This window comes from Dyella sp. EPa41 (genome assembly GCF_016586165.1).
Lineage (GTDB): Bacteria > Pseudomonadota > Gammaproteobacteria > Xanthomonadales > Rhodanobacteraceae > Dyella.
On the sequence record NZ_BCPR01000021.1, the window covers coordinates 1 to 13346 of the forward strand.

14 protein-coding genes are annotated in these 13346 nt (G+C 64.7%); 12 read left to right on the forward strand and 2 right to left on the reverse strand.

Going from position 1 to position 13346, the window contains the following annotated elements; all coding sequences use genetic code 11:
• Positions 1–263: 263 nt before the first annotated feature.
• From JMF82_RS08900 to JMF82_RS08930, 6 genes are all read left to right on the forward strand, one after another.
• The gene (locus JMF82_RS08900; protein ID WP_201314175.1) at positions 264–461 is read left to right on the forward strand and encodes a hypothetical protein; all 198 of its coding nucleotides are present in this window, start codon (positions 264–266) and stop codon (positions 459–461) included.
• 215 nt (positions 462–676) lie between these two features.
• Entirely contained in the window at positions 677–1177 is a 501-nt protein-coding gene (locus tag JMF82_RS08905) for a formate dehydrogenase subunit gamma (RefSeq protein WP_201314176.1), read from the forward strand.
• Positions 1174–2733, forward strand: a complete 1560-nt coding sequence (locus tag JMF82_RS08910; protein WP_201314177.1) for a formate dehydrogenase beta subunit — start codon at positions 1174–1176, stop codon at positions 2731–2733. Before JMF82_RS08905 ends, JMF82_RS08910 begins: the two co-directional genes overlap by 4 nt.
• Positions 2734–2747: 14 nt before the next feature.
• Positions 2748–5852 (forward strand): formate dehydrogenase subunit alpha, encoded by a 3105-nt coding sequence (gene fdhF / locus JMF82_RS08920; protein ID WP_236585373.1) that lies wholly within the window; start codon positions 2748–2750, stop codon positions 5850–5852.
• A 74-nt stretch (positions 5853–5926) separates the two neighbouring features.
• A complete protein-coding gene (gene fdhD / locus JMF82_RS08925) occupies positions 5927–6697 on the forward strand; it encodes a formate dehydrogenase accessory sulfurtransferase FdhD (protein ID WP_236585374.1) in 771 nt (256 codons plus the stop codon).
• Positions 6694–6924 carry a formate dehydrogenase subunit delta gene (locus tag JMF82_RS08930; protein WP_201314179.1) on the forward strand — a complete coding sequence of 77 codons (231 nt, stop codon included), beginning with the start codon at positions 6694–6696 and terminating at the stop codon, positions 6922–6924. Before fdhD ends, JMF82_RS08930 begins: the two co-directional genes overlap by 4 nt.
• Positions 6925–6931: 7 nt before the next feature.
• Here JMF82_RS08930 and JMF82_RS08935 read toward each other — a convergent pair whose 3' ends face one another.
• On the reverse strand, positions 6932–7321 hold the full coding sequence (locus JMF82_RS08935) for a molybdopterin-dependent oxidoreductase (RefSeq protein WP_201314180.1): 390 nt from the start codon (positions 7319–7321) through the stop codon (positions 6932–6934).
• Between the two features lie 347 nt (positions 7322–7668).
• Here JMF82_RS08935 and napE point away from each other — a divergent pair, with 347 nt between their 5' ends.
• The 6 genes from napE to JMF82_RS08965 all read left to right on the forward strand — a co-directional run bounded on the left by napE (position 7669) and on the right by JMF82_RS08965 (position 12921).
• Positions 7669–7830 carry a periplasmic nitrate reductase, NapE protein gene (gene napE, locus JMF82_RS08940; protein WP_201314181.1) on the forward strand — a complete coding sequence of 54 codons (162 nt, stop codon included), beginning with the start codon at positions 7669–7671 and terminating at the stop codon, positions 7828–7830.
• Between the two features lie 45 nt (positions 7831–7875).
• A complete protein-coding gene (locus JMF82_RS08945; RefSeq protein ID WP_201314182.1) occupies positions 7876–8172 on the forward strand; it encodes a chaperone NapD in 297 nt (98 codons plus the stop codon).
• Positions 8169–10670, forward strand: a complete 2502-nt coding sequence (napA, locus tag JMF82_RS08950; RefSeq protein WP_201314183.1) for a periplasmic nitrate reductase subunit alpha — start codon at positions 8169–8171, stop codon at positions 10668–10670. Before JMF82_RS08945 ends, napA begins: the two co-directional genes overlap by 4 nt.
• A gap of 14 nt (positions 10671–10684) precedes the next feature.
• Positions 10685–11272: a nitrate reductase cytochrome c-type subunit gene (locus tag JMF82_RS08955; protein WP_201314184.1), complete on the forward strand. Its 588-nt coding sequence runs from the start codon at positions 10685–10687 to the stop codon at positions 11270–11272.
• Positions 11273–11274: 2 nt separating this feature from the next.
• Positions 11275–11874 carry a cytochrome c3 family protein gene (locus JMF82_RS08960; RefSeq protein WP_201314185.1) on the forward strand — a complete coding sequence of 200 codons (600 nt, stop codon included), beginning with the start codon at positions 11275–11277 and terminating at the stop codon, positions 11872–11874.
• Between the two features lie 165 nt (positions 11875–12039).
• Entirely contained in the window at positions 12040–12921 is an 882-nt protein-coding gene (locus JMF82_RS08965; RefSeq protein WP_201314186.1) for a hypothetical protein, read from the forward strand.
• A gap of 73 nt (positions 12922–12994) precedes the next feature.
• Here JMF82_RS08965 and JMF82_RS08970 read toward each other — a convergent pair whose 3' ends face one another.
• Positions 12995–13288, reverse strand: a complete 294-nt coding sequence (locus JMF82_RS08970; protein ID WP_201314187.1) for a GYD domain-containing protein — start codon at positions 13286–13288, stop codon at positions 12995–12997.
• Between the last annotated feature and the right edge of the window lie 58 nt (positions 13289–13346).

The window sequence follows — 13346 nt, forward strand, 5'->3', positions numbered from 1 at the left end:
CCTATCCCCTGTGTGCCTTGAACGCTATGGGGGTTGTGGTGAAGGGCCAGTGGACGTATATCCACGCATACCCACCGTCTCCGGGCAAGCCCAAGTTGGCCGCATGCCCGCACCCAAGGGTCGGTTGAACCGGTCACGACGCCGCCTCGACACGCGTGCCTGCCTTTCGGCCGGCGAGCCCGATCGGCCACCGGGTGCCATGCCAGCGTAGGCTACGGGGAAACGGCGGTGGCTTCTGCCTGTCGGACATCGTCGGCACGCGGATGGTTGGCGCGATCCATCGACGCCTGCTGACGATGTGGTCGGTGGCAGGCATCGCCGCGCCGCTACTCGTTGTGGCGGTGCATGAAACGCAGCTCAACGCCGGTGTTGCCAGGAACCTGGTCCATGACCGCACGCTTTGCATCCTCGCGGTGCTCCTGCTGATCGCATGCTCTGCAACCTGTTGGTCAAGCCGGTGACGGAGAGTGCCCTGATGACGGACGAGGAACGGGAGCGCGAGCGTTCGCTGCCGCACGAAGCGGCATCGTCTCGACCACCGTCCAGAACGCGGCACGCGGCCGTTTCGGCCTCGTGGGCCTGATGGCCCGGGCGGCGGTTGGCATTCCCTTCCTGATCGGTGTATGGATAACCATTGCCAAGGCTGCCGCACCGTTCTGAAGGGATCCACCAAGACATGAAACGAGCGATAGACATCGCCGTGCTGCCGGCCATTCCCGAGCACATCCGCGTTGCGGTGCTCGAAGTGACCGCCCGGCTCAAGGACACGCCCGGCGCCCTGTTGCCCATTCTCCACGGGGTGCAGGACGCGCTGGGTCATGTGCCGAAAGAGGCTGTCCCCCTCATCGCGCGCGAGTTGAACCTTTCGCGTGCCGATGTCCACGGCGTAGTCACGTTCTACCACTACTTCCGGCAACAGCCCGCGGGGCGGCGCGTGATCCATCTCTGCCGCGCGGAATCTTGCCAGGCGATGGGCGCTGTCGCGCTGGAGCAACATGTCAAGCATCGGCTGGACGTGGACTTCCACGAGACGACGGCCGACGGCGCCTACACGCTGGAGCCGGTCTATTGCCTCGGCAACTGCGCGTGCTCACCCGCCATGATGGTGGATGGTGAGCTCAAGGGTCGCATGACGCCTGACCGTTTCGACGCCTGGCTCGAGGCGGAGGCACGATGAGCATCACCGTCTACGTGCCACGCGACGCCGGCGCTCTTTCACTGGGCGCCGAAGACGTGGCCACCGCCATCACCGCGGAGGCTTCGCGGCGCCGCCTGGACGTGCGAATCGTACGCAACGGCTCGCGGGGGCTGTACTGGCTCGAACCTCTGGTGGAGGTCGAGACGTCCGTGGGCCGCATTGCCTATGGCCCCGTGCAGAAGGAAGACGTGGCCTCGTTGTTCGACGCGGATTTCCTCCGCGGCGGCGGGCACGCGCTCGCACACGGCCCGACCGGCGACATCGGCTACCTCAAGAGCCAGCAGCGCCTCACCTTCGAGCGCGTCGGCGTGGTCGATCCGCGAAGCCTGGAAGACTATCGCGCGCATGGCGGCTATCGCGGCCTTGCCGCCGCCCTGCACATGAGCGGCGAGGAGATCGTGCAGACCGTGCTCGATGCCGGCCTGCGCGGGCGTGGCGGCGCGGCGTTCCCGGCAGGCATCAAATGGAAGACCTGCCTCGACGCGCCGGCGTTCCGCAAATACGTGGTGTGCAATGCCGACGAGGGCGACTCGGGCACCTTCGCCGATCGCATGATCATGGAAGGCGATCCGTTCGTGCTGATCGAGGGCATGACCATCGCCGGCCTCGCCGTGGGCGCCACGCAGGGCTATATCTACCTGCGCGTCGAATACCCCCATGCCCAACGCGCGATGGAAGCAGCCATCGCTGCCGCCAAAGCGGCCGGGCTTCTTGGCGACGATGTCGCCGGCAGCGGCAAAGCCTTCCATCTTGAAGTGCGCATGGGCGGCGGGGCCTATATCTGCGGCGAGGAAACCTCGCTGCTGGAATCGCTGGAAGGCAAGCGCGGACAGGTACGCTTCAAGCCGCCGCTCCCGGCGGTCGAAGGCCTGTTCGGCAAGCCCACCGTGATCAACAACGTGGTCACGCTCGCCTCCGTGCCGATCATCCTCGATCGCGGGGCGGGCTATTACCGCGACTATGGCCTGGGCAAGTCGCGCGGCACCCTGCCCATCCAACTGGCCGGCAATCTCAAGCGGCCCGGGCTGGTGGAGCGCGCGTTCGGCCTCACCCTGCGCGAACTGGTCGAAGACTATGGCGGCGGTACGGCAAGCGGCCGTCCGATCCGGGCCGTGCAGGTCGGCGGGCCGCTGGGCGCCTATATTCCCGCCTCCCGGCTGGATACGCCCATCGACTACGAAGCGTTCGTCGCCATTGGCGCCATGCTGGGCCACGGCGGCGTGGTGGTGTTCGACGACACCGTCGACATGGCGGCGCAGGCGCGCTACGCGATGGAGTTCTGCGCCATCGAGTCGTGCGGCAAATGCACGCCGTGCCGGATTGGCTCCACGCGCGGCGTCGAGGTGATCGACCGCATGGTGGCGGGCGATGCGCGGCAACGCGAACGCAACGAAGTGCTGCTGCGCGACCTGTGCCAGACCATGATCGCCGGCTCGCTGTGCGCGCTCGGCGGCATGGCACCTTTCCCGGTGCTCAGCGCGCTCGATCATTTCCACGAAGATTTCGCAGGTGCGGCCGGCGAGGCCGGCGCCTGAGGAGGAAGAACGCCATGCTGTCCATCGTCGAAATCGACTACGGCACACCCGAGTCCAAAGCCGAGAGCCTGGTCGAACTGCATATCGACGGTCGTAGCATCCGCGTGCCCGAAGGCACGTCGGTGATGCGCGCCGCGGCGCAGGCCGGCATCGCCATCCCCAAGCTGTGCGCCACCGACATGCTCGAAGCCTTCGGCTCGTGCCGGCTATGCCTGGTCGAGATCGACGGGCGCAAGGGCTATCCCGCCTCGTGCACCACGCCAGTGGCCGACGGCATGCGCGTGCACACGCAGACACCGAAGCTGGCCGAGATCCGTCGCGGCGTGATGGAGCTTTACATCTCGGACCATCCGCTCGACTGCCTCACCTGCCCCGCCAACGGGCATTGCGAACTGCAGGACATGGCCGGCGTCGTCGGCCTGCGCGAGGTCCGCTACGGCTACGACGGCGCCAATCATGTCTATGCGCGCATCCCGGCGCGCGAAGATCAAAAAGCGGCCATCCACGACCGTACTGTTGACTATGCGCGCATCCCGGCGCGCGAAGATCAAAAAGCGGCCATCCACGACCGTACTGTTGACTATGCGCGCATCCCGGCGCGCGAAGATCAAAAAGCGGCCATCCATGGCCGCACTGTTGACTATGCGCGCATCCCGGCGCGCGAAGATCAAAAAGCGGCCATCCATGGCCGCACTCTTCAGATGGAGCTGAATCCGCTCTTTGCACCGAAGGACGAGTCCAATCCCTACTTTGCCTTCGATCCTTCCAAGTGCATCGTCTGCTCGCGCTGCGTGCGCGCATGCGAAGAGGTGCAAGGCACCTTCGCACTGACCATCCAGGATCGCGGCTTCGCATCCAAGGTATCGGCCAGCCAGGATGTACGCTTCCTCGATTCCGAATGCGTGTCGTGCGGCGCCTGCGTACAGGCCTGCCCCACGGCCACGCTGTCGGAGAAGTCGCTGATCGACAAGGGCCAGGCCGAGCACAGCGTGGTCACCACCTGCGCCTATTGCGGCGTGGGTTGCAGCTTCCGTGCGGAGATGAAGGGCCAGGACATCGTGCGCATGGTGCCGGACAAGGACGGCCACGCGAACCACGGGCACTCCTGCGTGAAGGGGCGCTTCGCCATTGGTTATGCCTCGCACCCGGACCGCATCACCACGCCGATGGTCCGCGCGAAGGTCTCCGACCCATGGCGCGTGGTGAGCTGGGAGGAAGCCATCGCCCACGTCGCCAGCGAGTTCAAGCGCCTGCAGGCGACCTACGGCAAGCAAGCCATCGGCGGCATTACATCATCGCGTTGCACCAACGAGGAAACCTACCTGGTGCAGAAGCTGGTACGCGCCGGCTTCGGCAACAACAACGTGGATACCTGCGCGCGCGTATGCCACTCGCCTACCGGCTACGGCCTGAAATCCACCATCGGCGAATCGGCCGGCACGCAGGATTTCGATTCGATCGAATCCACGGACGTGGTGCTGGTGATCGGTGCGAACCCGACGGACGCGCATCCGGTGTTCGGCTCGCAGATGAAGCGCCGGCTGCGCGAAGGCGCGCGGCTGATCGTGATCGATCCGCGCCGCATCGACCTGGTGCGCACGCCGCACGTGGCGGCGGATTTCCACCTCAAGCTGCGCCCCGGCACCAATGTCGCCATGCTCAACAGCCTGGCCCACGCCATCGTGACCGAGGGCCTGGTCGATGAGGATTTCGTGGCTCGCCGTTGCGAGCCCGAGGCCTTCGCCAGGTGGCGTTCCTTCGTCGCCCAGGACAAGTACAGCCCGGAGGCGATGGAAGAGGTGACCGGTGTCCCGGCCGAACTCGTGCGCGGCGCGGCGCGCCTGTATGCCCGCGGCGGCAATGCCGCGATCTACTACGGCCTGGGCGTCACCGAGCATGCGCAGGGCTCCACCGCCGTGATGGGTATCGCCAATCTCGCCATGGCCACCGGCAACATCGGGCGCGAAGGCGTGGGCGTCAATCCGTTGCGCGGGCAGAACAACGTGCAGGGTTCGTGCGACATGGGTTCGTTCCCGCACGAGTTCACCGCTTACCGGCACGTGAGCGACAACGCTGTACGCCACAGCTTCGAGGAAGCCTGGGGCGTCACCTTGCTGGCCGAACCGGGCTTGCGCATCCCCAACATGTTCGAGGCCGCGCTGGACGGCACGTTCAAGGGGCTCTACATCGAAGGCGAGGACATCGCCCAGTCCGATCCGGACACGCAGCATGTGACCGCAGCGCTCACCTCGATGGAATGCATCGTGGTGCAGGATCTGTTCCTCAACGAGACGGCCAAGTTCGCGCACGTGTTTCTGCCGGGCAGTTCCTTCCTCGAGAAGGACGGCACCTTCACCAATGCGGAGCGGCGCGTGTCGCGCGTCCGCAAGGTGATGGCCCCCAAGGGGGGCTATGCCGACTGGCAAGTCACCCAGTTGCTGGCGCAGGCCATGGGCTATCCAATGCGCTACACGCATGCCTCGGAAATCATGGACGAGATCGCCCGGCTGACACCCACGTTCCAGGGCATCAGCTTCGCCAAGCTCGACGAGCTTGGCTCGGTGCAGTGGCCCTGCAACAACGAGCGGCCTTTCGGCACGCCGGTGATGCACGTCGACGAATTCGTTCGCGGCAAGGGCCGCTTCATGCTGACCGAATACGTGCCGACCTCCGAAAAGGTCAACGCCGAACACCCGTTGATCCTCACCACGGGCCGCATCCTCAGCCAGTACAACGTGGGGGCGCAGACGCGGCGCACCGCCAACGTGATGTGGCACGACGAGGACCGCCTGGAGATCCATCCGCACGACGCTGAAGAACGCGGCATCGAGGAAGGCGACTGGGTCGGCATCACCAGCCGCTCGGGAGAAACCGTATTGCGCGCGCGGATTTCCGAGCGCATGCAGCCGGGCGTGGTCTACACGACGTTCCACTTCCCAGGATCCGGCGCCAACGTGATCACCACGGACAACTCCGACTGGGCCACCAACTGCCCCGAGTACAAGGTAACCGCCGTGCAAGTCACCCGTGTCACCCAACCCTCCGAATGGCAGCGCCGCTACCGTGCCTTTACCGAGGCCCAGGAAGCCCTGCTCGACCCATCGGTGAAGCCCGCTTGAGCGCCCCCGAACAAGAGGAACCCGCAAAGGGCTATGTGATCCGGCCGGTCGACCGGTGGCGGCATGGCGAATCCATGCGCGAGAGCGATTTCATCGCCGAAGAAGTACCCGTGGCCATGGTCTACAACGGCGCCACCTTTGCCGTGATGATGGCTACGCCGCATGACCTCGATGATTTCGCGCTGGGCTTCTCGCTCAGCGAAGGGCTGATCAACGATCCTTCGCAGCTGCTGCAGATGGAAAGCCATGCGCTGATCGAAGGCATCGAGCTGGCCATCCGCGTCACCGACAACGCTTCCGCTGCGCACCTCGACAAGGAACGCCAGCGCCTGCTGCCGGGCCGCAGCGGCTGCGGCATCTGCGGCACGCGCGAGCTTGAGCAGGCCATCCGCCATGGCGAGGCGGTCGGTGAGGGCCAGGTCATCGCGCGTGACGCGCTGGAACAGGCGCTGCAACAGCTCCACTCGCGCCAGCCGATGAACGCCGCCACCGGCGCCGTGCACGCGGCTGCCTGGGCCGATCGCGAGGGCCGGATCCTGCTGGTACGTGAAGACGTCGGTCGCCACAACGCGCTGGACAAGCTGATCGGCGCGATGCGCCGTGCCGGCTTCGATCCCGGCGACGGCATGGCGCTGGTCACCAGCCGCGCCAGCTACGAAATGGTGACCAAGGCCACCAGCGCCGGCATCACCGTGCTGGCCGCGATTTCCGCACCCACGGCACTGGCCATCGAACTGGCGCGCAGCGCCGGCATCACCCTGGTGGGCTTCACTCGGCCAGGCAGCCACAATATCTACACCCATCCCCATCGCCTGCAGCCGCCGGCTCCGCGGGAGACGCCATGAGAATCGAACGCCTGGTCACCATGGCCAACGACATCGCCACCTATTTCACCAGCGAGCCCGATCATGACGCTGCCGTGACCAGCGTGCGCGATCATCTCAAGCGATTCTGGGACCCCACGATGCGCCGGCAGATCAAGGCTCATCTCGCCCAGGGTGGCGAGGGACTGATGCCGCTGGCCAGGGAAGCCATCGTCGACCTGGAAGTACCGCCCGTCGACGACGCCTGAGCAAACGTCACGGACTCGCCGGCGCCGCCCCATCGACCACGTCGATGAAGGCCACGTTGCGAACCCAGCGCGCGGGCCGTTTGTCCCCTGGAACCAGCAACCGGTAGGGGCCGTCCTTGTCCAAAGGCTTGCCGTTGCGTTGATCCACCAACAGCACCTGGCTGTGACCAAGCGTCGGGTCCAGGTCGGACAGGGCAAACACGACCTGATAGCGGTCGGATGCCGTGACGCGGACAAACAACGCCAGGTCCCTGCCCCGCAACGGCTTGTCCAGCGCAACGCCTGCGCGCAACAGCACGTCCACCAGGGACACGCCCCTCCACGTGCTGGGGGATTCGTCATGCGCCGCGGCAGTGACATCGACATGCGGCATGTCCGCCAACATGGATGCGCTCAAGGTGGTGACCTTTCCAGTCACGTTGACTCGCATGCCCGGCAACGCATCCGACGCTATGTCGGCCGCGTGAACGGACAGCACTGACAGTGCGACAAGACCCATGACCAGGCAACGGCAGAACTTTCCGGATCGGCTCGACATTCATCACTCCCTTGGCATGATTTCACGCACCCTTCACTGCATGGCACAAGCCTGCTGCGTAAACTTGCCGCTGTCCACTTGAGTCGTCCAGTGTAGGCGCGTGCCCATTGTGATGCTGCCCTGACTTGAGTCAGAAGATGCAGGGGGCGATGCGCTTAGCTTGAGTGCCGGGAGTAACGCGGAAGCTTCCTGCTTGAGGGGTGTGCATGGAAACGTCACCGAAGGCGGCCTCAAAACGTCAGGAGAGGAATACGTTCCTCCTGCTTGCCGTTGTCCTCTTCCCCGTAGTGGCCGTGACATTCGTCGCCGGCTACGGATTCGTCGTCTGGTTCTGGCAAATGTTCGTCAGCGGCCCGCCCGGCCACTGAGGCGTGCACGCGCCGTTGGCCAACGCATCCGGCAAAGGGGACATCATGAAGGGCGAACAACACATATCCAGCCTCGTCGTACTTCACCGGCCCGACAGCGCCTCGATCGTGCGCGGGTTTACCACCACCCACGAGTCGCTGCAGATCGCCGCCGAACGCGACTGCCGCTGCGTCCTGCTGTGCGAGACGGACAACCAGCGGGCCATCGTCGATCACATCGACGCCCTGTCCCTGCTTCCCGGCGTGATCAACGTCTCACTGGTCTATCACCATGTCGAGTCCGCCGACGAGCTCGACCAACCCGCCATGACCATGGCATTGCACCAGGAAACCGACGCATGACAGCCCAGATGACGCGACGCGAGTTTGTCCGCAACACGGCCGTCGCCATTGCCGCCAACGTCGCCGGCATTGCGCTTCCCGCCAGCGCCACCAACGTACTGCTGGAGGGCGACCTCACGCAGCTCAAATGGAGCAAGGCGCCCTGCCGTTTCTGCGGCACGGGCTGCGGCGTGAATGTCGCCGTCAAGAACGGGCGCGTGGTGGCGACGCACGGCGACGTGCACGCGGAGGTCAATCGCGGCCTCAACTGCATCAAGGGCTATTTCCTCTCCAAGATCATGTACGGCACCGATCGGCTGACGCAGCCGCTGCTGCGCAAGAAGGACGGTGCCTATGCCAAGGATGGCGACTTCACGCCGGTGTCCTGGGACGAGGCATTCGATGTCATGGCCGCGCAGTTCAAGCGCGTGCTCAAGGAAAAGGGTCCCGGCTCGGTCGGCATGTTCGGGTCCGGCCAGTGGACCGTCTGGGAAGGCTATGCCGCCAACAAGCTCTACAAGGCGGGCTTCCGCAGCAACAACCTCGACCCCAACGCGCGCCACTGCATGGCGTCCGCGGTGATGGGCTTCATGCGCACGTTCGGCATGGATGAGCCGATGGGTTGCTACGACGACATCGAGGCCACGGATGCGTTCGTGCTGTGGGGCTCGAACATGGCCGAGATGCATCCCATCCTGTGGACGCGCGTCACCGATCGGCGCCTGTCGAACCCACAGGTGAAGGTGGCGGTGCTGTCGACATTCGAGCATCGCAGCTTCGAGCTGGCCGACATCCCGATCGTCTTCAAGCCGCAGACCGACCTGGTGATCCTCAACTACATCGCCAACCACATCATCAAGAGCGGCAAGGTCAACAAGGATTTCGTCAACCAGCACACCACCTTCAAGCGCGGCGTCACCGATATCGGCTACGGCCTTCGCCCCGACGATCCGCTGGAGGTGAATGCCAAGAACGCGAAGGACCCGACGGCCAGCGATCCCATCGACTTCGAACAGTTCGCCGCGTTCGTCGCGCCGTACACGCTGGAAAAAGCCGTCGAGATGACGGGCGTCGAAAAGGGTTGGCTGCAGCAGCTCGCCGAACTCTATGCCGACCCGAAAACCAAGGTCGTTTCCTTCTGGACCATGGGCTTCAACCAGCACACGCGCGGCGTGTGGGCCAACAACATGGTCTACAACCTGCATCTGCTGACAGGCAAGATCTCCACGCCGGGCAACAGCCCGTTCTCGCTGACGGGACAGCCCTCCGCCTGCGGCACCGCGCGCGAAGTGGGCACGTTCAGCCATCGCCTTCCCGCTGACATGCTCGTGGCCAATCCCGAGCATCGCAAGCATGCGGAGGAAATCTGGAACATCCCGCACGGCATCATCCAGCCAAAGCCCGGGTTCCACGCGGTGGAACAGAACCGCAAGCTGCGCGACGGCGTGCTAAACGCCTACTGGGTGCAGGTCAACAACAACATGCAGGCCGGTGCGAACCTGATGCAGGAGACGTATCCGGGCTACCGCGATCCGCGCAACTTCGTCGTCGTTTCCGATGCCTACCCCACCGTCACGGCCCAGGCCGCGGACCTCATCCTGCCGGCGGCCATGTGGGTGGAGAAGGAAGGCGCCTATGGCAACGCCGAACGGCGTACGCAGTTCTGGCATCAGCTGGTGAAGGCCCCCGGTGATGCGAAGTCGGACCTGTGGCAGCTGATGGAATTCTCCAAGCGCTTCACCACCGATGAATGCTGGCCGGCGGACATCCTCGCGGCCAATCCGCAATACAAGGGCAAGACCTTGTTCGAGGTCTTGTTCAAGAACGGCAAGGTGGACAAGTTCCCCACCTCGCAGATCGAAGCGGGTTATGACAACGACGAATCGGCGGCGTTCGGCTTCTACGTGCAGAAAGGCCTGTTCGAGGAGTACGCCGAGTTCGGTCGCGGCCATGGCCACGACTTGGCGCCCTTCGACGCCTACCACCAGGCACGCGGCCTGCGCTGGCCGGTGGTGGATGGCCATGAAACGCGGTGGCGTTATCGCGAAGGCACAGACCCTTACGTCAAGGCCGGCACCGGCTTCCAGTTCTATGGCAACAAGGATGGCCGCGCGGTGATCTGGGCCTTGCCTTACGAACCGCCCGCGGAAAGCCCCGACAAGGAATTCGACCTGTGGCTGGTGACCGGCCGCGTGCTCGAGCACTGGCACTCCGGCTCGATGACGATGCGCGTGCCCGAGCTCTACCGTGCGTTTCCGCAGGCCGTGGTGTTCATGAATCCCGATGATGCGAAGGCGCGCGGATTCAAGCGCGGCGATGAGGTCCGCGTGGTGTCACGCCGCGGCGACATGCGATCACGCATCGAAACGCGCGGGCGCAACCGCATGCCGCCCGGCGTGGTATTCGTGCCGTGGTTCGATGCGGGCCAGCTGATCAACAAGGTCACGCTGGACGCCACCGATCCCATCTCCAAGCAGACCGACTACAAGAAGTGCGCGGTCAAGGTCGTGGCCGTCTAAAAGGGGACATCGAAATGCGCGACAAGCCTCTCATCGCCATCGGCCTGCTGGTTGTCATCGTCGTGGCAGCGATTGCCTTCGTGGCGGGCCGGAAGGCAGGCAGTGCCCCGCCACCGGTGGTCGCTACCGCATCGACGTCGGCCAACCAGCCGCCGCAGGCTGCCAAACCCGCGACGGAGGAGGCGCCGCAGGGCAGGCAGATCGACGCCATTCGCCGAGGCATACCGATCGACCTGGAAGGCATGGCGCCTGCGCTTGCCCATGTGGAAAACGCGGACGTCAAGCGCAACCGCGCCTATCCCATGCAACCGCCGACCATTCCGCATTCCATCGACAACTACCAGATCGACAAGAACTCCAACCGCTGCCTGCTGTGCCATGCACGCGCGAATGCAGACAAGTTCCAGGCGCCACCGGTCAGCGTGACGCACTACATGGACCGCGACGACCAGTTCCTGGCGACCATTTCGCCGCGACGCTATTTCTGCAACCAGTGCCACGTCGTGCAGACCGACGCGCAGCCGCTGGTCGCCAACAACTTCAAGGATATCGACACCATCCTGTCCGAGCAGTCCGAACAGCCCGAGCACAAGGCGAACTGACCATGTGGACACGGATCAAGTCGTGGGCCCTCGCCGTCTGGCGGACCATGCGCCGCCCCAGCGTGCATTACAGCCTGGGCTTTCTCACGCTGGGCGGCTTCATCGCCGGCGTGATCTTCTGGGGTGCCTTCAATACCGCGCTCGAGGCGACCAACACCGAAGCGTTCTGCACCGGTTGCCACGAAATGCGCGACAACGTGTTCCAGGAGCTGAAGACCACGATCCACTACACCAATCGCTCGGGCGTGCGCGCCACCTGCCCCAACTGCCATGTGCCGCATGACTGGACCGACAAGATCGCCCGCAAGATGCAGGCTTCCAAGGAGGTCTGGGGCAAGATCTTCGGAACGATCGACACGCGCGGGAAATTCCTTGATCACCGGCTGGAACTGGCCGAGCACGAATGGGCGCGACTGAAGGCCAACGACTCGCTCGAATGCCGCAACTGCCACAACTACCAGTCGATGGACCTCACGCGGCAGTCGAGTCGCGCCGCGGAGATCCACCAGCGCTGGCTGGGATCGGGCGAAAAGACCTGCATCGATTGCCACAAGGGCATCGCGCATCACCTGCCGGACATGGCGGGAATTCCGCAGGGTTGAGCACCGCAAGTTCAAACGAAAACCATGCCGTCGGTGACATGGCGGCAAGCTCCTTCACATCGCCTGCACTGTCCGTGTCATCCAGCGACGTAGACTTGTGGCTGGAGTCCGGCGGGAGCACTCGCCAGGGAACGGCATCGGCCATGAGCCGCCGTTCACCCGGCCATGATTGCTACGACCCGATCGATCGCACGTCATCGATTGCGCAGCCGGCGCAGGGCATGGCTGCCACCGCTGCTGGGCCTGCTTTGCGCCATGCCGGCGCGCGCCGACGACACCTCGTGGCACCTGCAACTTTCCGGCGAATGGAGTGCGCCGGGTGGATGGGTGCAGGTCCGCGAAAACGACATCCAGGGCACCCGCCTGCATCTCAGCGACGACCTCGACGTCAACGACATGCAGACCATCCGCCTGCAGGCCTGGAAGTCGTTCTCCGATGGGGGCGAGTTGCACCTGGGCTTCGCCACCCATCAGCTGCAGGGTCGTTCCAGTACTGACGTGCCCGTGTACTTCAACGGCACCACCGTCGCGCCGGGGCGGCTCGACACCGCGACGCACTTCCAGGATTTCATCGCCTTCGACGCGTCTTACTGGCACCGTCTCGTCGATGTCGGCCGCGGCGGCAGCCTGTACGGAAGCGTCGGCGCGACGTATGTGATGCTCAATTTCGTCGTCCACGGCACCCTTGCCGCGGGCAGCGTCGGCAACGAGCTCAAGGAAGATTTTTACGTTCAGGAGTTGCCGGTACCCATCTTCGGCCTGCATCTTCGCTATCCCCTGGGCGGCCAGCTGCGCTTCACTGCCGATGCCAGCTGGGGGCGCCTGCCGTGGGTCAACAGCTTTCGCACCGAGGGCGGCGAAGTGAAGACCGCGCAGACCCATTGGGAGGCGGTGCTGGGCCTGGAATACACGCTGTCGCCGCGGTGGAAACTGGCGGGCTACGTCTTCCACCGCTACTACGCGCAGGACGAAAGCAGCCACGAGGACGGCAACCAGATCAGCCTCGCCACCAACGGCGGCGGCCTTGGCGTTACCTATCAGTTCTGAGGTGACCATCCTCGTGCGCTAGTGGCAGGCCTCACCCGCTCGGGCCGGCCCACCACGCCATTCCCGCAACGCGCTACCCCACGCGGGTCAATACCCCCTTCATTTCTTCCGATGAGAACGCCCGCAGCGTTTCCGAGCGCGTATTGCCCAATGCGCCGATGCTGAGGCCGAAGGCGTCGGCGGACTGCTCGTCCTGGCTTTCGATGACCACCACGATGTCGTACTGGCCCAGCGTCCAGCAAATGTCCTTGATCGTCGCGCCGAACTTGCCTGCCAGTGCCTTGACCGCGTCGGCCCGCTGGGTGGTGTCCTTCACCGCGCGCATGCCCTGGTCGGTCAGGCGGGTCAATGAAATATAGGTCGCCATGCTCGCTCTCCTCGTCGAAACACACGTCAATGGAGGGACCTGGGCGGTAACGACGGTG